The sequence below is a fragment of the Robertmurraya phoenicis genome, assembly GCF_047302285.1.
Classification (GTDB): domain Bacteria; phylum Bacillota; class Bacilli; order Bacillales; family Cytobacillaceae; genus Robertmurraya.
In genome coordinates, this window is sequence record NZ_CP154845.1 from 3,700,261 (window position 1) to 3,722,139 (window position 21,879).

At 41.7% G+C, this 21,879-nt stretch carries 22 protein-coding genes; 2 read left to right on the plus strand and 20 right to left on the minus strand.

Annotated features, from left to right (window positions below; genetic code table 11):
• Positions 1-14: 14 nt before the first annotated feature.
• From AA0X71_RS18470 to AA0X71_RS18545, 16 genes are all read right to left on the minus strand, one after another.
• Positions 15-1,982 carry an FAD-dependent oxidoreductase gene (locus AA0X71_RS18470; RefSeq protein ID WP_413356768.1) on the minus strand — a complete coding sequence of 656 codons (1,968 nt, stop codon included), beginning with the start codon at positions 1,980-1,982 and terminating at the stop codon, positions 15-17.
• Positions 1,983-2,549: 567 nt separating this feature from the next.
• The gene (locus AA0X71_RS18475; RefSeq protein WP_413356769.1) at positions 2,550-3,026 is read right to left on the minus strand and encodes a hypothetical protein; all 477 of its coding nucleotides are present in this window, start codon (positions 3,024-3,026) and stop codon (positions 2,550-2,552) included.
• Positions 3,027-3,168: 142 nt separating this feature from the next.
• Entirely contained in the window at positions 3,169-4,308 is a 1,140-nt protein-coding gene (locus tag AA0X71_RS18480) for an acyl-CoA dehydrogenase family protein (protein ID WP_413356770.1), read from the minus strand.
• A 98-nt stretch (positions 4,309-4,406) separates the two neighbouring features.
• Positions 4,407-4,700 carry a ferredoxin family protein gene (locus tag AA0X71_RS18485; protein WP_413356771.1) on the minus strand — a complete coding sequence of 98 codons (294 nt, stop codon included), beginning with the start codon at positions 4,698-4,700 and terminating at the stop codon, positions 4,407-4,409.
• Entirely contained in the window at positions 4,697-6,010 is a 1,314-nt protein-coding gene (locus AA0X71_RS18490) for an FAD-dependent oxidoreductase (RefSeq protein WP_413362671.1), read from the minus strand. Before AA0X71_RS18490 ends, AA0X71_RS18485 begins: the two co-directional genes overlap by 4 nt.
• A gap of 88 nt (positions 6,011-6,098) precedes the next feature.
• Entirely contained in the window at positions 6,099-7,001 is a 903-nt protein-coding gene (locus AA0X71_RS18495) for an electron transfer flavoprotein subunit alpha/FixB family protein (RefSeq protein ID WP_413356772.1), read from the minus strand.
• 1 nt (position 7,002) lies between these two features.
• Entirely contained in the window at positions 7,003-7,770 is a 768-nt protein-coding gene (locus AA0X71_RS18500) for an electron transfer flavoprotein subunit beta/FixA family protein (RefSeq protein WP_413356773.1), read from the minus strand.
• Between the two features lie 520 nt (positions 7,771-8,290).
• Entirely contained in the window at positions 8,291-8,713 is a 423-nt protein-coding gene (locus AA0X71_RS18505) for a Na-translocating system protein MpsC family protein (protein WP_413356774.1), read from the minus strand.
• A gap of 446 nt (positions 8,714-9,159) precedes the next feature.
• A complete protein-coding gene (locus tag AA0X71_RS18510) occupies positions 9,160-10,317 on the minus strand; it encodes a sulfite reductase flavoprotein subunit alpha (protein ID WP_413356775.1) in 1,158 nt (385 codons plus the stop codon).
• A 276-nt stretch (positions 10,318-10,593) separates the two neighbouring features.
• Entirely contained in the window at positions 10,594-10,896 is a 303-nt protein-coding gene (locus tag AA0X71_RS18515; protein WP_413356776.1) for a ferredoxin family protein, read from the minus strand.
• Between the two features lie 306 nt (positions 10,897-11,202).
• Positions 11,203-12,246, minus strand: a complete 1,044-nt coding sequence (locus AA0X71_RS18520; RefSeq protein WP_413356777.1) for an FAD-dependent oxidoreductase — start codon at positions 12,244-12,246, stop codon at positions 11,203-11,205.
• 68 nt (positions 12,247-12,314) lie between these two features.
• Entirely contained in the window at positions 12,315-13,808 is a 1,494-nt protein-coding gene (locus AA0X71_RS18525; protein ID WP_413356778.1) for an FAD-dependent oxidoreductase, read from the minus strand.
• 37 nt (positions 13,809-13,845) lie between these two features.
• Complete coding sequence (locus tag AA0X71_RS18530; RefSeq protein ID WP_413356779.1) at positions 13,846-14,784, minus strand: electron transfer flavoprotein subunit alpha/FixB family protein; 939 nt, start codon at positions 14,782-14,784, stop codon at positions 13,846-13,848.
• Between the two features lie 56 nt (positions 14,785-14,840).
• Positions 14,841-15,572: an electron transfer flavoprotein subunit beta/FixA family protein gene (locus AA0X71_RS18535; protein ID WP_413356780.1), complete on the minus strand. Its 732-nt coding sequence runs from the start codon at positions 15,570-15,572 to the stop codon at positions 14,841-14,843.
• A gap of 23 nt (positions 15,573-15,595) precedes the next feature.
• Positions 15,596-16,354 (minus strand): SDR family oxidoreductase, encoded by a 759-nt coding sequence (locus tag AA0X71_RS18540; RefSeq protein WP_413356781.1) that lies wholly within the window; start codon positions 16,352-16,354, stop codon positions 15,596-15,598.
• 204 nt (positions 16,355-16,558) lie between these two features.
• Positions 16,559-18,532, minus strand: a complete 1,974-nt coding sequence (locus tag AA0X71_RS18545) for a sigma-54-dependent Fis family transcriptional regulator (protein ID WP_413356782.1) — start codon at positions 18,530-18,532, stop codon at positions 16,559-16,561.
• A gap of 328 nt (positions 18,533-18,860) precedes the next feature.
• On the opposite strand from AA0X71_RS18545, the gene AA0X71_RS18550 reads away from it, so the two are divergent.
• Together AA0X71_RS18550 and AA0X71_RS18555 are read left to right on the plus strand one after the other, a co-directional pair.
• Complete coding sequence (locus AA0X71_RS18550; protein WP_413356783.1) at positions 18,861-20,060, plus strand: PucR family transcriptional regulator; 1,200 nt, start codon at positions 18,861-18,863, stop codon at positions 20,058-20,060.
• Between the two features lie 121 nt (positions 20,061-20,181).
• Positions 20,182-20,352: a hypothetical protein gene (locus tag AA0X71_RS18555; protein ID WP_413356784.1), complete on the plus strand. Its 171-nt coding sequence runs from the start codon at positions 20,182-20,184 to the stop codon at positions 20,350-20,352.
• A gap of 204 nt (positions 20,353-20,556) precedes the next feature.
• On the opposite strand, the gene AA0X71_RS18560 is transcribed toward AA0X71_RS18555, so the two are convergent.
• From AA0X71_RS18560 to AA0X71_RS18575, 4 genes are all read right to left on the minus strand, one after another.
• Positions 20,557-20,940, minus strand: coding sequence for a retropepsin-like aspartic protease (locus AA0X71_RS18560; RefSeq protein WP_413356785.1), 384 nt, complete (start codon positions 20,938-20,940; stop codon positions 20,557-20,559).
• Positions 20,937-21,197, minus strand: coding sequence for a hypothetical protein (locus AA0X71_RS18565; RefSeq protein WP_413356786.1), 261 nt, complete (start codon positions 21,195-21,197; stop codon positions 20,937-20,939). Before AA0X71_RS18565 ends, AA0X71_RS18560 begins: the two co-directional genes overlap by 4 nt.
• Before the next feature lie 221 nt (positions 21,198-21,418).
• A complete protein-coding gene (locus AA0X71_RS18570; protein ID WP_413356787.1) occupies positions 21,419-21,613 on the minus strand; it encodes a trypsin-like serine protease in 195 nt (64 codons plus the stop codon).
• Positions 21,585-21,773, minus strand: a complete 189-nt coding sequence (locus tag AA0X71_RS18575; protein ID WP_413356788.1) for a hypothetical protein — start codon at positions 21,771-21,773, stop codon at positions 21,585-21,587. The genes AA0X71_RS18570 and AA0X71_RS18575 overlap by 29 nt, the downstream gene beginning before the upstream one ends.
• Positions 21,774-21,879 lie beyond the last annotated feature (106 nt).

Below are 21,879 nucleotides of genomic sequence, written 5' to 3' on the forward strand. Positions count from 1 at the left end.
CCTTCTTTTCGTTCTTAAAGTGCATATGCATTCAGATAACCTGTTTCCATCGCGTCTCTTATTCTTCCTGGTTTTGCAGCGTCTCCTAGTACCCTAACATTGTCAAAGTTCGATTGAATCTCCTCTACTAATTCTGTATTTGGTCTTGTTCCGAGTGAGAGAATAACATAATCAAACATAAATTCTTTCGTATCTCCTGTATCAAGCTCCTCAAAACTTGCCTTCCCATGATCAATTGCCAATAATTTATGCTTTGGATACATCGGAACACCCAATGGTCCAAGATGAGTCATGACATCAATCAAGCTTTGGAAATAGAGTCCTGGTCCTATTGTTTCCTCCATTTCAAAGAGGCTGACGTCATTACCTTTTTCGGCTAATAAATGAGCCACTTCGATACCAGTCATTCCTGAACCGATAACCCCAACTTTTTTATTTTTCAGGTTTATTTTTCCACTTAATATATCGATAGGTGTCAACACTTCTTCTCCATCTACACCTGGAATGGAACGGGGCATAACAGGTGTAGAGCCTTGGGCAACAAATACGGCATATGGATTCAATGCTTTAAGGTCATCTAGTGTTAGAGCTGTATTGAGTCTTACTTCAATTTCAAACTTTTCTACCTGGGCTTTCAAATAATCGATGAGCCAATTGATTTTTTCCTTATTTGGTGGCTTGCTAGCATACTCTAACTGTCCGCCAAGTCGATTACTTTTTTCAAAGACAACTGGTTTAAATTTTCGTTCTGCTAAGATTCTTGCTGCCTCTAGCCCTGCTGGACCCGCTCCTATTACCGCCACGACTCTTCCTTCGCCATCTTCTCGGAAGTCGCCATACTCAAGCTCTCTTCCAGCCTCAATGTTAATTCCGCATTGGCAAGGAATCGGAGAAAGGTCTGCCCCCATCAATGTTTCCATACAGTGGAGACAAGAAATACATTTTCTTATTTCGTTTATCCGTCCCTCTTTTGCTTTGTTAGACCATTCCGCATCAGCAAAGTGCTGTCTTGCCGACCCAACGAAATCAAGTTTTCCTTCGGCAATAATTTGATCGGCATACTCAGGGTCCCTAATTACAGCCACCCCTATAACTGGAATGCTTACTTCTTTTTTCACGGCTTCTGATAAATGAATTTTCCAGCCTTGCTCGAATGAAGTAGGTTCCCACGCTGTATTCATCGTTTCGTAAGTTCCTGAGCTCACATCAATCGCATCGACTCCTAATTGCTCAAGTCGCTTGGCAATTTTCACTCCTTCTGGCAGCTGCAGGCCATCATCAGGAAATCCAACAGTATCAGCAAACTCCTCAACCGATAAACGAACGAGCAATGGAAATTCTTTTCCACATTCTTCTCTGATTCCTGTCACGATTTCTTCTAAAAAGCGCATTCTATTTTCTAAGCTTCCACCATATTCATCTGTCCTTTTATTTGCACGAGGACTTAAAAATTCATGAATTAAATACCCATGAGCACCATGTACCTCTACCCCATCAATACCGGCATTTTTCAATCTTACAGCTGCTTTAATAAACTTATCTACCATCTCCGAAATTTCTTCTTTTGTCATCTCTTTTGTAGGCTGGTGAACAGTTGGACATTCGATATCACTCGGTGCCATCATCGGTAAATTTCCGTTTAGAGCACTGATTCCTTGTCTACCAGGATGATAGATTTGCACAACAACCTTGCCATCGTACTGATGAACTTCGTCTGCAAGCAGTCTAAGACCTGGGATAAAGCGGTCATCTGCGACAGAAATTTGATGAGAATTTCCTCTTCCTCTTTCACCATCTACAAAGGCACATTCCGTAATAACAACACCGACCCCACCTTTGGCCCTCGCTCCATAAAAAGCAATATCCTTATCAGACACACTCCCGTCGGGATTCGCTAAATAATTCCCCATCGCAGTCATCACAACTCTATTTCTTGTTTCCATCGTTCCAATTCTTCCTGAAGAAAATAAATGCTTTAACATACCAGAATCCTCCTTCGTTATATTAACTTGTGAAAATATTCACAAGTTGTTTTAAAAATAAAAAGCAATATCGTTAGCAATTTTGAAATAGTTGCTTCGTATCACCTTCTATCTTTATACTAGAATCTTTTACGCGATTTTAAAAACAGTTTGCGGTTGTGGGAGATACAAGAAAATGTGGTGGCAGGAAGCAAGTTTTGGAATTAAACATAGCTTCCTGAATATGATTTAATATCTATTTACCTTTTAAAATAATTCAAAAATAAAACGCCTTCCTAAATCGCTAGAAAGACTACTAATGTTGATCGTATGTAATTTTTCTGTATTTTATTGGTTATAATTTAATTATGTCGATCCATCTATCGTTGAGTAAAAAGCTAAAAAAAATTGCACTTCAAGATAGAAGTATTAGAAAAGCTTATTTATAAATAGGAAATTCCCTTCCAGTATCTACTTGTTCAAAGTCGATTCTTAAGAAAGATTGGCCATAGAGTAACCACTGGCTCCATGGCCACTGCTCAGTTTCTTGTACTGCCTAATCTAGTTTCATCACTTTAGTGAATGCAATTACTCCATCTCAGGTGGAGCTTCTACGAACTCAAAGCGCATTCCGCATTGTTTGGATGCATCGTACATATGAACGGTGTTGATATGCTGCATATCCGGTGCAAGTGCATCTTTAGCTCCCATCTTTGTTCCGCCGTGTTCAACTATTTTCTGAGCGAATCTGTCAGCATTTTTTACAAGCAAGGTGATATTGTGGAGAAATGGTCCTTGTTTATCAAGCAAATCTCTCTGCCACCAAGTGTTTAGCTCAGGTCTGAACTCCGGATTTGGCTTAATGACTTGAAAGATTACATTACCAGCCTTCATATGGATATTTTCACAATCAAATTCACGTTCTATAAGACTAGAAAATCCCTCTTCACATCTTTCCGCTCCAAGCACCTCTTGCAAAAATTCAGCTGCCTCACTAGGGTTATCATGTAGAATTTCCAAATGCACTAGTCCTTTAATTTCAACATCATTTTTTACTTGTACCATTATAATTTCCTCCTAAGAATTGAAAGATTTTTTTTTGGACAATCAAAACGATTTAAACTTTGTATCAAAACTACTTTGGAATATTTTTAAACTCCCCCAGAATTTCTGCTTGTTATTGGGCTGGAGGGGACAAACTTTTTCATTAAATCATTGTCGTAACCATATCGAGCAACGTGTCATTCGATCCACCGCCAATGGCATTAACCTTGGCATCCCTGTAACAGCTTTCTACGCCATTTTCGACAACAACGCCATTGCCCCCATGCATTTGAATCGCTTCATTGGCTACATATTGCAAAACCTCGGCACCTTTAATCTTAAGCGCAAACTGCTGTGGTAAACAGAACTGCTCCTCGTCTTGCATCGCTACCGTTGAATAGGTAAAGCTTCTAAGACTTTCTATTTCCATATACATCTTGGCCAGCTTGTGTCGAATCACTTGATGGGTATCATAGAGAGATTTCCCCAACTGATTTCTTTCTTTTGTATACGTTTTTACTTTTTCATAAGCTGCTTCAGCAGCACCGAGATTCATAGGGCCATTCAACATGCATTCTAATGGAGCCATTGCATTAACAAAGTTAGCGCCCATGTTAACCTCGCCAATCAAATTTTCTTTCGGTACACGGACGTTTCTGTAGTACATACTTCCGCTGGATGAACCATGCCATCCTAATTTATTTTCGATATGTCCCACTTCAACGCCAGGTGTATTGGCAGGGACAACAAAAACACTTAAGCCTGTATTAGTAGCTGGGTCAAAATCTGAGGTCATGCAACCAACAATATAATAGTCAGCTTGGCCCGCACCCGTTGTAAAAATCTTCGCTGCATTTAAAACCCATTCATCTCCATCCTGTACGGCGCGACTTTGCCATTCAGGATAGTTAAATCCTCCTACTGGTTCAGTCATCGAAACAGCTAAAATCTTTTCTCCATCAAAATTTGGTTTTAGCCATTTTTGTTTCTGTTCTAAAGTTCCGCCAGCAGCTACAGTGACACCGCACATGACTGTTTCCAGTACCAATAGTAACCCTAAGGTATTACTGACTTTGCTTATTTCCTCTAATACAATACTATAGGTCGTCCACTGCCCACCAAGCCCTCCATAGGATTCGTCGTGTGGCAGCCCAATAAATCCTAATTCTCCCATTCTCTTAACTAGATGAGCAGGATATTTATTATTCAACTCCATCTCTAAAACAAAAGGCTTAACTTCCTTTTCGGCAAATTCCCGAGCGATATTACGCATTAGTTCCTGTTCTTCATTTAACACCAACACATTAATTCCTCCCTTTAATAATTAACCTATTTTTCCGACCTGATAGATTCATATAGTTCTTTTTGAACCACCTCCTTAAAATCATCATCCAGTTCCGCTTAGCCATACCGATAGCTGACACCAAAGGTGCTACGAGGATAGCTCCACTCGACAATCCCTTTGTTTTCGCACATGATTCGGCATGTACCACATTCCAAACAGCCAGCATAATCAAACGTTATTTCTCCTGCTTTATCCAATTTGTAAAGAACAGCTGGGCAAACAACTAGACATGGTTTTTCGTTGCAGTTCGCACAAATTTCTTTATTTAGCACAATATGAGGATCTTCCTCATCAACCGTAAATTTGTTCAAGCTCAAGAGTTCTGGGGCTGTTAGTTTCGCTATACTCATAGTGCTTTTCTCCCCCTTAAACCATCCTTCAGCAATTGCCAAACGGTAAGTCGATTGTTTTTCGCTACACCCACAATTTGTTTTTTTAGACTATTAGGCACGTTTCCATCCACAGCATAAAGCGTCTGGAAGAGCTCAACGGCAACATTTGGATAGGTTTTAAACAAATTAGGAATATTCAAGGCATCTGTAAAACCGTCATACGCTCTCATCATAGGTAAGAGTCTAACGTTTTCCAGTTCCTCTAAATAAGTAGATCCCATATTCGCTGGATTTTCTACTCTAATAATCGCCCTTGCTGCAGCCAGTCCACTTAAGATCGCCAGGTCAATTCCTCGGATCGTATATCCTAGATTGACCACCGTTCCTGCTGCTTCCCCCGCTACCAAGAGTCCTTCTCGGTAGATTTTTTTCGGAATGCCTCGGTACCCCTCTTCTGCTACGAGATGAGCTCCATATTCGACGGTTTTTCCACCTTCAATGAGGGAATAAATGGCTGGATGCATCTTCAGTTCTTGGAAAAGACTATGAATCGAGCGCCCGTTTTGAGCCACTTCTTCCGGCATCAAGACCATTCCTAAAGAAATACTCTCTTTGTTCGTATAGAGAAATCCACCTCCGTGAATGCCCTCCGTACCGCCTAACATAAGACGGGCAGCTCCTTCATCGCTTTTAAGGTTAAATCTTTGTTCAATAACTTTTGCCGGGAGTTCAATAATTTCTTTCACACCGACCGCAACAGTACTTGCTTGAATATCTTCGATTAGTCCAGCCTTTTGAGCAATAAATGAATTCACTCCGTCAGCTGCCACTATTACATCAGCATACATTTCATCTTCGCCCGCAATGACTCCGACAATTTTTCCGTCTTTTTCTATCAGGTCATCGACTTTGATTCCATAGGCTACCATAGCACCCATTTCCTCTGCCTTGCCAGCAAACCATTCATCAAAACTAGCTCGCAAAATCGTATAGGACTGGGGGACCTCTCCTTCTGAAAAAGACGGATCATGATAGTCAATACTAATTGCCCGATTATCACTAAGCATCATTATTTGTTCATGGGTTACTTTTCGTTCAAGGGCCGCGTCTTCAGTTAGTCCCTCGTCTACCATTTCCAAGGCATACGTATAAAATCTGCCTCCGGTCACATTTTTTGAACCAGCAGTATCTCCTCTTTCAATGACGAGGACTTCTTTACCTTCTTTAGCTAGAGTGTAGGCACAGGCTATACCGGCTGGACCAGCCCCAATAATGATCGCGTCAAATTTCTCTGTTTCACTCATGTTCTCACCACTTTTTTTAAAAATTCATCTTAATACCTAGCATTTTTCATAAGCGTAGGTAGATATTATTTTTCCTATGTCACGTCAAAAAGCTCGGTATACTCCTTCAGTTCTATTTCAGTGCTGCTGTTAACAGCGGTACGATTTCATACATATCTCCAACGATTCCGTAGTCTGCTGATTTAAAGATAGGGGCATTCTCATTATTGTCTATGGCAACGATCGTTTTCGCATCTCGAACTCCGAACATATGCTGCATCTGGCCAGATACACCAAACGATAAATAAAGCTGTGGTTTAATAACGGCACCAGAGATACCGATATACTGCTCCACTGGTAGCCAGTGTCTTTCTTCAGCTATTCCGCGGGTGCAGGCAATTTCAGCATCTAATACTGCTGCCAATCCTTTTGCCATCTCCATATCTTCAGGTTTCTCTAGCCCCATTCCTACACAAACCACTTTATCTGCTTTATTCAAGTCGGCTCCTTCTTTCACAATCGGCTTTGTTTCCACCAAGCTGACTCTGGAATCTGACTGGAGGTCAATACTCGTAATTTCACAATTTCCAGTTCCTTCATCAAATTTCCCTGCAGGTACCGTAACAACGCTTAAACCAGAAAGAATTTCACTTTGGACAATAATGCCTCCATAGTGCATTCTCTCGCAAATCACATCTCCTTCTACAAAACTCAGTGAAGAAACATCACTTGCCATCCCACAATCTAAGTAGCCAGCTACTCTGGCAGCAAAATCTCTTCCCCTGGCGGTGGCACCGACAACGAGCAGTTCCGCTTCTTCTTTTTTAAGAAATGCGGCTACTGCCTCACTGTAATTTTCAATCATCGGGCTGTCCCCATTGAATAAGCAAACCTTATCTGCCCCTTTGGTTGCCAATTCATTTGCAGCTTCCTGTGAGAAAGCGAAAGCAATCGTAGTTTTCCCCGTTTGTTTGGCAAAGCTAATGAGCTCAGCTGCGAGACTTATTTGGTCACTAAAAACATAAATACCTGCCATCTTATAGAACACCTTCCTTTCTTAAGACTGCTGCGAGTTCTTTCACTTTATCCGTGTCATCACCTTCACGAAGGATGATGTTTTTACGATTCATGACATATCCTTTTACATCCGTTACTTTCATTTTTGGAATAAAATCAATGCCCAAATCAGACGGTGTAAATTCAGTTACTGGTTTTTTCCGTGCGGCCATGACCGCTTTTAACCCGGGAATTGCTGGGGTATTAATTTCCGGTAAAACTGCTATTACTGCAGGTAATTCCACCTTAACGGTTTCCAGGCAATCATCTAACTTTCTTTCTGCTATTAACGTATTTCCTTCAAAATGTAGACTACTTACAGAAGTGACAACTGGTAGATTCAATATGGCACCGATTCTTGGTGCGGTTTGCCGTGCAAAGGTATCACTTGCCCCTTCTGCACAAACCACCAAACTAAAATCACCGATTTTTTTGATGGCCGCTGATAGAGCTTTAGCCGTAACACTTCCATCTGCAGAATATGCTTCTTCGGCACTGATACAGTAACCTTCATCCAATCCTCTGGAAAGAGCATCCTTTAAGGACTGTTTGGCTTGGCTATTACCAAAGGTCAATCCAACTGCTTTTCCACCTAGGGTTTCTGCAGCTTGTACCCCCTCTTCAATCGCATTTTTGTCAAAATCAGATATCTTCCATTTCGCCTTGCTTACATCCACATTCAATTCGAAATCGATTTTGATGTCTTCTTCTACTGGAACCCATTTATAACAAACGATTACATTAGACAATTCATCTTCCTCCTAACTAATTTTTGAAATTTCAGCTATCTGCAAAAAAACTACTATATGTTGTGATTTTCTTCACATAAATAGGTATATTTGTAAGACTAACTGGGGCCACCTCCTTACAGACTTCTGCGACCAATTAAATTAAAGGCACTTTTCGCAAACATTGCTGCTTTTGGAAAATAATAAGTTCATAAAATGCCTATATCTCCTCGTAAGGACTAAAAAGAGGAAGCGAAAAGTGCCGTCGCACATTTAATGTATAGCAGTAACAGTGACATATGGGTAAAAACCGGCTTCTGGGTTTTTACGAAAAACCACAACCTATACGAAAACAGCGACAATAAAAAGACCAACCTTCTTAAGATGTCCATACTAAAAAGTACATCTTAAAACGGTTGGTCTTTAGTAAACTACCATTAAGGTTTTCTACTTAACACGCAATCATATATTGTTTTATTAATTTATCGCATAAGATTAAATTTCTTTTAACTCTCATTTTGAGACCTTAAGACACCAATTCTTAAGCCAATTGTCTGTCAAACACGATTATCATGACACAATATTCATCGCTTGGATATGAGTCATGGATGCAATAGATGGCCGTTGCCTCTACCATTTTTTCTATCGTAGAAATCAATTCGCCCTCTTGAATCGCTCCGTCCAACACATTTACTCTGAGAGAGCGAATATATTCCGCCCCATCTGATTCGTTATCAATAACGAATCTTTCCATTTTAGTAAGATAGCGTTCTGTCCGAATAATGACTAAATCATCAACAATGGTCACTCTCGTACCATCAGGCCCTTTATCAAATTTCTCTTTTCCACACTGTTTCCAATAATTTGCTATTTTATGTTGAATTTTTTTGCGTTTTATTTCATCAAATAGCAAAGGTTTATTGATTCCAGGTTTTGCGTACGCTTGCAATTTGCAGAACGGCATATTAATCCTCACTCCTTCTTTGAGCTCTAGGATGTGAAACCTTTTAGAAAACAATAACTGATACTTTTGAAAACTATAGAATTCTTTTTTGTGAACTATTTCACAAACTTTGACAAAAATAAACACCAACGCCTCAGGACTTCAAAACTCCTAAAAAGTTGGTTTTTTATAAGCTGCCTATATGGTCTCTTATTAAAAACGCAATATTATTTACATCGTTATTTTATCCTTTCTTTATTTAGGCTGTCAAGAGGTAAGATGGGATTATTTTTTTGAGTTTTTGTAATTGATGACTTTTATCCGTTTGATTCTAAATTAGGTTACTTGAATCCATTTCATAATTGCGCACCTCAAGTTAATAAACGAACGATTTTGACATTTAATTTAATTTAGATCAGTGATTTACTTAAATACCATAAATGATCTGGTGATGATAAAACCACTGATTAATACACGTCACGCAAATGGCGTCCTTGTTTTTGCAGATTGTTTAGATAGACTTCTGCGCCTTCACGCGACATATTGCCTTCTTTTTCAATGACATCAATTAGTGTAGTGTTGACGTCTTTTGCCATTCTTTGTTTGTCGCCGCATACGAAGAAGTATGCACCATTTTCTAGCCATTGGAATATTACTTTGCTTTTTTCGAGCATTTTATGTTGAACGTATACCTTTTCGTCCTGATCGCGGGAAAAGGCAGTATCTAATTTTGTCAATACTCCTTCTTTCATATATTGTTCTAATTCACCCTTATAAAGAAAATCACATGTTTCATGCTGATCACCAAAGAACAGCCATGTTCTGCCTGTTGCTTTCAGAGCTGCATATTCTTCGATAAAGGAACGGAATGGCGCAATCCCTGTACCAGGTCCAACCATAATAATATCCTTATCTGGTTCCGGCAAATGGAAATGTTTATTGGGCTGAACAAATACCTGTAAAGTATCCCCAACACGAGCCCGTTCTGCCACCATCACGGAACATACCCCTTTACGTTCACGGTTATGAGCATCATAGCGCACAGCGACGATCGTTAAATGCACCTCGTTCGGATGAGCAGTCATGCTGCTGGCAATTGAATAAAGGCGCGGGGTCATTTTTCTTAAAGTTAACACCACATCCTGTGCAGATGCCTTCCATGGACCAAAATCACGCAACATGTCAAGTAAATCGCGGCCGTTACAATACTCTTTTGTTTGATCTCCATTTTTCAATAGTTCATTTAATGCTTCGTTGTCAATTAATTCAGCTGCCTGCAGCATGATTTTTTTAGTCAAAAATGTAATTTCATAGTAACTGGTGAGCGCTTCTTTTAATTTCAGTGTATCGCCTTGTTTGTTAATAGTTACCTCGATTTCCGGATCCCATTTCATCTCTTCAAGAAGTGTAGCCACTAGTTCCGGATCATTATTAGGGAAAATTCCCAGAGCATCACCTGGGATGTAGGAAAGACCTGATCCTTTTAATGATAGCTCGAGATGTCTTGTTTCTTTATTTGATCCATCTCCATTTATATTTACATTTTTAAGAACCTTGGCCGAAATTGGATTGGATCTGGAATATGCCGTTTGCATTTGTTTGTTATCTATCACTGTAGTTTGCATTTTATTTTTTCACCTCGAAAAGTTATATAAACTTAGGATTATCAAGCTTCCTGCCCTCGAACCTCCAGGATTTTACGTTTTTGGTTTTCGGATGATATATATTGAGAAAGCCGTATTCACATAATAGGGTGAATACGGCCGATCACTTAAACAATGCGAGGCTTTCAGGTTGCTTCTTAAAAGAGCCGCACCCTCCTAACAAAGAAAAACAAAATTGAGGGTTTAGCGATAATCTTGGATATTAATGGAAGCTAAAGTGACCTAGTATTCATCTTGCTATCCTTCGCGATAGCTCACTCCCATACCGCTACTCGGATAGTGCCAGGATAGCACTCCGGGTGGCGCCGCCGCCAAACAAGTGCCGCATTCAAGGCAGGCTGCATACAAAATACCAATAGTACCGTCCGGTAGTAGCGAGTAGACTTGAGCAGGACAAACCAGTACTAGTAGTGGTCCGGCTCCTGTTGCGGCTGCGGCCTCCTGATCAATGTGAATATGTGATTGTTCCACATCTGTTTCATAACGATTCCTGTCAAGACGTTCGGGAACTGTTCCAAATGGATTCTTTTTTATACTCATAAAGCCTTCACTCCCGCATACATGTCCTTGATTATTTGGGTAAGTTTTACTGGGCTTTTTTTTAATGCCTTCATGGCCCCAGGAAGCAGGTGCTGTCGCGGTGTCGTGTCAAGGTTATACACGCTATACATCACATCGCTCAATATTTTTCCATAATCTCCATACATGCGTGGATTTTCGAGAAAATACGGTGCTTTCGCATATGTGCGCATATCCTTGCCCACAAAAGTATGATCAAGCTCCGCACTGTACTGATCCAGTGAGACTTTCGAATAATCACCCTTCAAAAGTGCCGCATCGATTGCTCTAGCCGCGGCTAGACCGGAACCGGCAGCTGAAATCCATGCCTCGAACGGTGAACCCGGTGTTCAACGCAAAACCGGCTGCTTCCCCAACAACAACCAGGCCAGCTCTTGTCAAGTCATGGACCATGTCCTGTCCACCTTCAGCAACCATATGGCATCCGTACTCCAACAATTCTCCTTCTTTAAGAAATGGTTCAATGGCTGGGTGTGTCAAAAATCTGTCATGCAATTCCACAGATGAATACCCTTTACCAACTAGGTCATCAAGTCTAAGCACTACTCCGATGGAAAGTGATTCTAGATTCGTATACAGAAATCCGCCTCCAGCGACGCCGTTGGTACAGTCGCCAACCACAGCATAGGCAACACCTTCGTCACCGGTTAAGTTAAAGCGCTCCTCAATAACATTTCGAGGTAATCGAATGACAGACTTTACGCCTACAGCCAAATGTTTCATAGGTTCCTTTGCTCGGATTCCCGCATCACGGCAAATAAACGAATTCACTCCGTCAGCAGCAACCACTACATGCGCACGCAATTCGTCTTCGCCAGCACGAATGCCCACGATGGAGTCATTTTCCTTAACAAGAGTATCAACCTTGACGCCCGACATGAGCATAACGCCTGCCTCTTCACATTTGTTGGCCAACCATTCGTCCAGTTTAGCCCGTAGCACTGACACAGCCGTTACGGATTCTTTTAACCGTTTGTCACCATAATCCACGTTCACAAAGGAAGATTCAGAAAGAAAGCTCAAGCAATTGCGGGTAATACGTCGTTCTATAGGGGCTTCATCAATAAACCCCGGCATGCATTCTTCCATAATACTGCAATAAAAAACTCCACCTGACAGGTTTTTGCTGCCAGGGGTCTGACCGCGTTCCACCAAAAGTACAGAATGACCTTTAGTAGCCAACTGGTACGCCGTTACGCAACCGGCTACACCGGCTCCGACAACGATGACGTCAAAGTCCACATCGGTAGTTAAAACATCGTCCATCTTTTCCGTACCCCCTAAAGAGCGGGCGGCATGTAAAATTTTCATGTCGCCCTCATTTCATTTATTAGCTCTTACAAAATCTCTTGATTATATAGCTTACTTCCAAAATTTCATTACGCTTCAACTAATTGATCATTTAAAGTTTTGATTACATGGCGAGCTGCCACACGTCCTGAAGCATGAGCAAACCCGTTTGCTGTACCAGGAACATCTAAATTGTAAGTATCGCCGAAAAGTCCGCTTGCTTCGTTGCCCACGGCATAAAGACCAGGAATTGGGCGATAGTCTTTATCTGTAACTTGTAAATTGCCGTTTACGCGAATGCCGCCAATAGATACAAGTACGCTAGGCGCCATGTTGATTGCATAGAACGGTCCCTTACGCACAGGGCGTAAAAACTTAGCTGGTTTGAAGAACTGTGGATCATATCCATTGTCACTTGCTTCGTTGTATTGTGCTATAGTTTCAGCAAGCACAGCTGGGTCAAGTCCAAGGTTTTTACCTAATTCCTCAATTGTTTCTCCCTTGAATGCAATTCCATCCGCCACGTCTTGATCAAGTTCTTCCTGAAGACTTGTAAGCTTCTGGTGATACTCAATGAAGTCACCAAGGCCGATGTCAGAGCCATCTACCATGAGATGGTTTACAGTATCAGTGTCAATAATAGAATACACTACTCCATCTGGCTGCTTAGCAACTGTATTACCAGCATCAGCAAAGCTCATCGCCACTTCTTCGCTAGCAAAACGGCGGCCAGTTTTGTTTACCCATAGAACAGGTTGAGAGCCAGCACCGCTTACATGGGAAGTAAGAGTTTTCGTACGAGCACAAGGAATAATCATTAAGGCGCCTAAACTTTCTGTGTCAGCACCAACTTCAAGTGCTATCCTTAGTCCGTCGCCTGTGTTTTCTGTAGGCACACTTTGATAAGTGTCATGAGCAGTACGATATAACCATGAATACTTCTCACACATGTCTGGGTTGTTACCGAAGCCACCAGAGGCGATAATGGCTGCCTTACAGCCGACGTTCATGATGTTTCCTTCTGAATCCAAAGCTTGAACACCCACAACGGCTCCGTCATCCATTAAGATCTTCTTAGCTGGTGTTGAAGTGAAAATATCCACTCCTGCATTGAGGCAGTTACGCAATAACACTTCTTGAACACGTGCTCCTAAACCATCTGGTCTGTGGAAGCTGTAAAGTTCATGTGGCTGGTCGTATGCGTAAATTGTTACATCAGTAAAAACGATTCCCATATTTCTCATAATTTCAATTGTTTCCGCTGTGTTGTCCACCTGCATACGGACAACATCCGGATTAGCACGATGATGGCTGTAATCGATATAGCGACGGTAAGCTTCCTCACGTGTAGGAAAATGTTTTCCCTCATGATCTGGTACTTTACGTTCTTTTTGCTCAATAGATTCAAAAGCAGCAGTTCCTTCTGCATAAATCGAAGATCCACCTGTTTCTGCCATCTTTTCTAGCAATGCAACACGTAAACCTCCTTGAGCTGCTGTAAGAGCCGCAGATTTACCTGAGCCTCCTCCACCAATAACGACAAGATCGTATTCTACGTCAAAAGAGATTTTCTCATTAGCCATGTTCATTTTCCTCCCTATAATTATTATTAATGTTTTTTTATGCTACGGGCGCTCCAATATTCTTGAATGCCTCAGTAAGCGCAGGAACGACTTTGTACAAATCACCAACGATACCATAGTTGCAGTTTTTGAATATTCTTGCATCTGGATCATTGTTGATGGCCACCACTGCTTTGGCGTCACTAACGCCAGACACATGGTGCGGCTGCCCAGAAATGCCAACAGCGATATAAAGATCTGGTGCAATCTGGTTATGAGATGATCCGACGACACTTTGTGAAGTAAACCAACGCATATCGTCGCAAACAGGTAATGTACAACCTGTTTCTGCCTGCATTGCTTCTGCTAGTTCCCCAATTAGCTTCAAGTCATCCTTAGATTTCAAGCCCCTACCTACACCGACAACACGGGATGCTGTCAACAATCCAGAGCTGTCTCTACCGGTCTCGATGGTTTCTAGCAATTTTAGCGAGGTGCCAGGATCCTCAACTTTCATGAGTTCCACTGGGGTAGTATGCGTGGAAGATACATCCATGTCTTCCCCATCATAAATCACGGCAAGTACACCCTGAACCTCAATGTCTGCTAAGGCTTTGCCTTCTGCCGTGGACCTGCTTACTACAATACTCTCGTCATCTGCAGTTAGAACACGAACGGCACCGATTAAGGTAGCATTCAGTTTTGCTGCGACAGCACCAAGAAGTATACGTCCAACAGGTGCATCAGACGCTAGCACCGCTCCGGGAGCAGCACCTTCAGCCGCTTGTGCTACCTGCGTAGCATAAGCATCCGCAGGAATGCCCTCTGCTGTCTCAAAGCAAAGCACCCGGTCAAAACCTAATCCGACCATGGAATCTGCCAAAGCACGCGGCCCCACAACAGCCGCTACAACTTCGCCGCCAAGCTTGCGGGCTGCATCAAGCATACCGCCGGCCCGACGTTCGTCTACAATAATAATCCAGCTATTCATATCCATATAGATTCACCTCATTCTCCTTTTAGTTTCAAGGACTTTCGGCACTGATTTCTTTATCACAATATGCCGTCTGCACGCAGAGCAGCAACTAGCTGTTCGCTTGCGATTACAGGGTCGCTTCCATCTATAATTCGTGCAGGAGGCGTATAAGGGAGTTTCGTTCCCTTGGAATTAACAGTATTCTCGAAGTTAAGACCTAAATCAGCCAATGTCAATTTTTCTATAGGCTTTTTCCGTGCTGCTAGTATTTCCCTCATGCTTGGTGCCTTCTGCTCTGCCCGACTTGCTGAAACAGCTAATACCACAGGGCTTTTCACTTCAAGTACTTGGGAAGAGTTGCCCACTTTTCGTGTCACTTGCAGATTCCCCTGCTCTGTTGATGCCGAAATAACTCCGGCTACAGCCGGCCAATCAAGCTGTCCCACTAATGCGGAAACCACGCCGTAATCCCAAACTGAATCGCCGATAAGCACTGCATCAACTTCTTCAATGCGACGAATGGCTGCTGCAAGAATGGCACCTGTCACAGAGCTATTTACCTCACTCTGAGCATCAGTAACCGTCACGGTACGCACTGCTCCTCGAGAAGCAGCATACGCAACGTCACCATCACCTATCGTTAGACCGATAATTTCCCCACCGTCTGCTATTGAACAAGCTATCTCCATTGCCGTTGGGTCGTCATCGCTTGCTGACATTTTCACGCCCTGCCAGTCAACACTCCCGTCTATTCCCACTCGGGCGTCCTGTGGGTTTCTTGACCATTTAAATACAACGATGATTTTCATCGGACTCCCCATTTCTCTTATATTTAATGTGCAGTTTGTCCCGCATCCACAGAATAGACAGAACCTGTCATGAAAGAAGCCATTGGAGATGCCAGTAACAGGACGATACCCACTATTTCTTCTGGAGTAGCGATGCGATTGGCTGCGTTGAATGACTTACATAATTCCTTCATTTCCGGATCATCCATCCAAGGAGCAGTCATTTCTGTCGCTGTAAAGCCGGGAGCGATTACATTAATACGCAGATTATCTTTGGCGTATTCGAGGGCTGCAGCCTTGGAAAGTCCCGCGGCACCATGCTTGGCAGCCACATAGGGGGCCATTCCCGGGTCTGCGACAAGACTGACCACTGAGCCATTGTTAATGATCGCACCACCACCCTGCTTCAGCATTTCGGGTATTTCATATTTCATACATAGAAATAATCCCTTGAGGTCGACATTTATGATTTTGTCAAAATCCTCTTCGGTCTGCTCCGCAATATTGGCCGTCACTGGCAAAAGACCAGCGTTGTTAAAGGCCACATCGAGGCGCCCGTACGTTTTCACTGTCGTATTGACGATATTCTGCACATCTGAGGAAACGCTTACATCTCCTTTTACAAAGATTGCTTCGCCGCCTACTTCCTTGATACGGGCCAGAGTTTCATCACAGTGGCTACGTCCGGCTAAAACCAATTTAGCACCCCGCTCCGCAAAGGCCACAGCCACTGCTTGGCCGATACCCGATCTTGCACCGGTGATAAGAACCACCTGACCAGTAAAGTCAAATAATTGTTTCAAGGTTTTCCCCCCTAGATAAAAAATATTGTGATCATTTTCACAATTTAATCTTAGTAAGTATGGATTGAATTGTCATTGGAGGAACCTCCAAACTTCTTTAGATGTTGTATACAATAAGAAAGCACACTCCTACGGAAGCAACCATCAATGTTCTGCTTCTTTAAAGTGTGCTATCCCCATATTACAAAAATGATAAAGTAATTTTTAGAGACCATATTGTCTGATTTTACGATAAAGGGTCGCCCTGCTAATGCCTAAGGCCCGAGCAGCATCGGAAACATTATGACCGGAATTCTGCAAGGCCTGTCTGATCCTTTCCATCTCTGCATCATGAACGTGTATTTCTTCGCTCGATGCTGAGGTGAGTAGGATTTCTTCAGGCAGGTTTTCCGGCCGGATAATGCCGTCATCGGTAATGCTGGCGGCATAAGTAAGACAATTCTCTAATTGGCGTACATTTCCAGGCCAGGAATACTTCAGCAGGATGGTTTTAGCTGCTCGGTTCAATGTCGCGGAAGGGATTCCTCGTTTTTGAGCTAGAGCGGACAGGAAATGTTCGCTGAGAAGCAGAATATCTTGCCCTCGTTCCCGTAAGGGTGGGATGACAATTTTGAAAATAGCAAACCGATAATATAAATCTTCTCGAAACTGGCCCTTTTTCACGAGGTCCAATAAATTTTTGTTTGTTGCGGCGATAAGCTGAAAGTCTGTCTGGATGGGGCGGGTGCCGCCGATCCTCACAATTTGTTTGTCTTCTAATACACGTAACAAGAGCGGCTGGAGTTCCAAGGGGAGTTCGCCAATTTCATCTAGAAACAAAGTACCGTTACTGGCATACTCAATTTTCCCTAGGCGACCATGACGTTCCGCTCCCGTGAACGAGCCACCCTCATAACCGAATAATTCGCTTTCGGCTAAGGTTCTTGAGATGGATCCACAGTTTACGGCGACGAACCGACGGTTAGGGCGGCTAATATTATGGATAGCACGCGCGAATAGTTCTTTGCCGGTCCCACTTTCGCCTTGGAGCAGGATATTGGATTCGCTCCTAGCAAAACGTCGGACCAATGAGACAGTTTCTCTGATCGATGCAGAAGAGCCGATAATAGCTGCAAAAGGGTCACCTTTTTCCGTGACATAGGCCCGCTTGTTGCGTTTCATGGAGATGAGACAGCCGAATCGGCTGCCTTGATGATCTTTGATAGGACGGACCGAGCATTGGAATAGGCCGAGCTTAGGTATGGTTACTTCATTATTGGACAAGGACTGGCTGGATTTAAGCGCCTTCTTTATCTTGGGCTGTTCGCCGAGGAGGCTGTCGAGCGGCCGGCCAATCAAGCTGCTGCCCACATGCCGGAACAAAGAGACAGCAGCTTGGCTGGCATAGATGATCGATCCACGGTTGTCGATCGTGATTAGTGCTTCATCCGAAACTTCATTGATAGCTTTATCCATTTCCTTATACAAAGTAAGCTGAAATTCTTTCTGAATCAGCGTGGCGATCGAGGCGGCGAGACTCAAATTCAAAGAATTCACACATTGGAAATTGACAGTAGCGATACTCAGAATTCCGACTAAATTGTTCTTGATATCGAAAATAGGAGCGGAAGAACTGGCTACGTCTTGGAAATCGTCAAGGTAAATTTCCGGCCCGCAGACTTGTATAGGCCGTTTCAAGACAGTGGCTAAGTTCATGGCGGAGGTGCCAATCGTTTGCTCGTTCCAAACTGCCCCTGGCATCAAATTGAAAATCTCGTAAGCTATTTTATTGTTTTTCCCGAGCATAGTGAGCAGAAAGACACCGTTGGGGTCGGAAAGAAAAATATCGTAGTTGGTATGCAATAAAGGCTCAAATTGGCGCAAACTTGTAAGAGTAGCATTAATGAGAATACGATTTTCAACGAGTAGATTATCCAAATCCTCTTTCGGAACGACTGGACTCATTCGCGGGGATTGATTAACCTCAAGTCCATAATTATGGGAACGAATCCAGGAGTCTACAATTTCTGGCTGGACGAGGTCGACTTCTGACGGATCTACATCCCCATTGAGGATTTCTAGTTTTAATTGTTTGACCCGTTCGATGTAGATCTTATCTTCAGTTCGAATGCTCTGAGTGAAAACAGATTGTTCACTATTGCGGATGATCGAACTGAGTATTAAATCAGTGTTATTCATATAAATCCTCCTAGTGAAACTCGGTATGTAGTATGTTTCGTTGTTGGATAAGCTTGTTATAACGCTATTATATGGCATGAAATGCTAGGACTACGATGCAAATTGTAACAAAAAAGGAAATATTACCGTTTAATATGAGAATTATTGTATTATTTTCCGGCATAATTCGAGATTTCACAGAGACAATTAGGCCTTAACTGAAAATACTATTCTTTAAAAGCTTGATATGACGCTATTTAGAGCCTTTTTTATAAATCGGCATGATTTTTGCATGTATGAACAAATGAAATAGAAATTGATATGTTTATATTCAGAAAGGTGATGCGTAATGTCAGTAGTCAAAGAAGATATCTATCAATTAGTCGACGGTACGCTTGATAATGGATTACCATATGTAGGTTCTTACCTAGAAAAGACACTCGGTCGGCAAATCATCGTCACCGATTGTAGAGGGTTCATTCACTATCCATACATTTTGCCTAATATGAAGCAAATTGATGATTCCTTTATCACGCTCCCCAACCTTACTCAAAATGACTATCTTTATTCTAAAACGGAGAAATGCTTGTATTATCGTATTATATGCAGCTATTCCAACGCGTATATTATTGTCAGGAACCTTCCTGCCACACAGGTTCCACTAGTCCTCTCAATACTGAAGCAAGCGAAACTAGCTGTTAAATGTTATTTTTCCCAAATGAATCAAACGAAGAATGATCATGTTGTTTTCGAACAGGAAATGTATGAATATCTCTTTGGTCAAAGTACAGCCAATATAACCGATATCCTAGCGCTTGGCAATTACCAGCTAGCTGCGGATCATGCTTATTTTGTCGTTGTAATGGAGGTAAAGGATGTAAAAAACAGTAAGCAGTGGACCGCGATCATGTCCTATTCCCGTGAATTTTTAAAGCGAATTGCTCCGGAAGCTTTCATGATCAGCTGCCCTCAGCTCGGAATGGCAGTGTATATATTTCCAGATGGGTCAAAGGCGGTGGGGATTGAACCTTTCAAGACTGCTTTGGAAAAAAATTACCACGTCGCTGCATCTTTCGGTCGCGGCAAGCCTCATTCGCTTTATCATTTGCGTAGAAGCTGCGAAGAAGCACGAATCGCTCTCCACTATCCTCTTGTTATGGGAACCAAGGCTGAAATCCAATCTTTCTCAGATCTTGGAACATTTACTCCTCTTTTCTCTCAGGATTTGGATGTCATAAAAATATTCTGTCAGAATACTCTAGAACCACTCTGCAACTATGATAAGAAGAATGAAGGTTGCTTACTTACGACACTCACTGAACTAGTAAATTCTAATTTCAACCTCAAAGAAACGGCTAAGAATTTGTTCATACACGTCAATACACTCTATTATCGCATCCATAAAATTGAACAGCTTCTTAGTGTGGAGCTGTCCCTAATCAGCACGCGCTTCAATCTTTATACAGCATTAATGTCCTGGTCTTTGCTTCACATGAGCGGGCTTTGGGATTGGGCTTCGGAATTGCGACAGGATTTACATAAGAACTAAACTCTTGCAAAAACTTACATTTAGAAATTCGTCTTAAAACTAATCTGATATCAGAACCATTTTCGTTTCAGGGAATAGAACTTTAGTAGATGGTTTAAGTTATACACGGAGGTCGATTGACATGAGAAGTAATAATGGGAAACGATATAAGGAGGAAATAAAAGAGGCTAGAATAGCTGGAAACCCCACTCTTGGAGATGGACAAGGTTCTGAACTGAACAGTGGAGTAGTGAAGATAAGTTTTTGTTGTCATGGAAACGTACGCAATGAATCAAGCAAATCTAGCAGATAATTGTCGAAAAAAAGGATTATATAAAGAACAGATTGAAGTATGGCGGGAGTCCTGCCTAAACGCTAACGGTCGTGAATCTAGTCAAACAAAGCAGTTGAATCAAGAATTGAAAGAGTTCTTTTAGAACGAGTTGTGTGCCACACACTTAACATGGCTTGGATGGTGATGGCAGATAAATATTGATGTAGTGGTGTTTACCTGAACCTAGTTATTTCGTACCTCCATATTTTCAAAGTCGATGATTAATTTATTTGCTAGAAAAAAATCACTGCCTATGATTCCGTCAAATCCATGCATCTCTCTAACATCACCAAGCTGTATGGTAAAGTCATTAAGTTGAAACTTTTCTATTGTCATGCCGCTTACTTTTTGTTCGATACAGATTTCAGTTCCTCCAATCCCATACACCTTTCGTGTAATGGCATTTTCTAAATCGAGCATCAGCCCGATATCTTCACACAAATCTGTATCTAAAATAGTTGAAGAGCAGCCAGTATCAAGAAGTACGTTACTAAATACCTTTTTCACACCACTATATTCAATCTCAACAGTGACTCGAGGTAAATGATCAGCCATTTCAAATTTCATACTCTTCTTCGCACCCCTATATATGGCTGCTCTATTACCTTAATTTCTTCATTATTAGTGTGAAAGATATATAATTCACGGCTTTGATTTTCTGCATGGAGTTTTTTGTAAACTTTCCATGCTGCATTGCCGTTCTCAAAGTCATCAATCACTGACATTTCCTCAATCACTCTTTCTTTTCCTCTTGTGTCTGATTTTAAAGCTTCTACTAAGACACACCGTTCTGGAAAATGCTGACGAACTTCAGACCATTTCATTCATATGCGCCTCCGGTTCATTCTTACTTTTATATTTATTATATCATTTTTTGATAGTCAGAAAACTTGTTGGCTTATTTAACATGCAAAAGATATATTTGGAGATCTATATGTATGAGGATTCTGTTGTTGCGAAAACAAATATATTCATGAACAATACAAAGGAGGAAAGGAATCTTTTATACTTTCAGCTGCAATTTTGCAGATGATGCTTTCTGTTTTCACGCTAAAATTTTACTTATTTCTGAAGAAACGCTCAAAACATCTTCAATTTTTACTATCACGCTCTCCGCAGTAGAATCATCTTTCGAATTCGGTGAAATGTCTTTAAATCCTTTTGTGGCTATTCCAATAACCTCATTCTGCAAATTAATAACCGGACCACCACTATTGCCAGTTACAATCCGGTATCGCAACTCTTTCTTGCTTAACGCCTAATTCTCCAGTTTCCAAATTTAAAGAATTAGGCATAAAATGAGAGTGATATTGTTCTAATTGTCCTTTATTTAAATATAGGGAGTTTCCATCTCCATAATTTGGATAACCAAGAAAGATTATTTCTTGATTCTTGTCCATAACGGATATCCTTTACGTTGGATTTGGGCAGGAACCACCTGTACTTCCATTGTAAAGGTTTTTTTATGCGCTCACGAACTAAAATTTGAATATTGGGTGTGTTTTG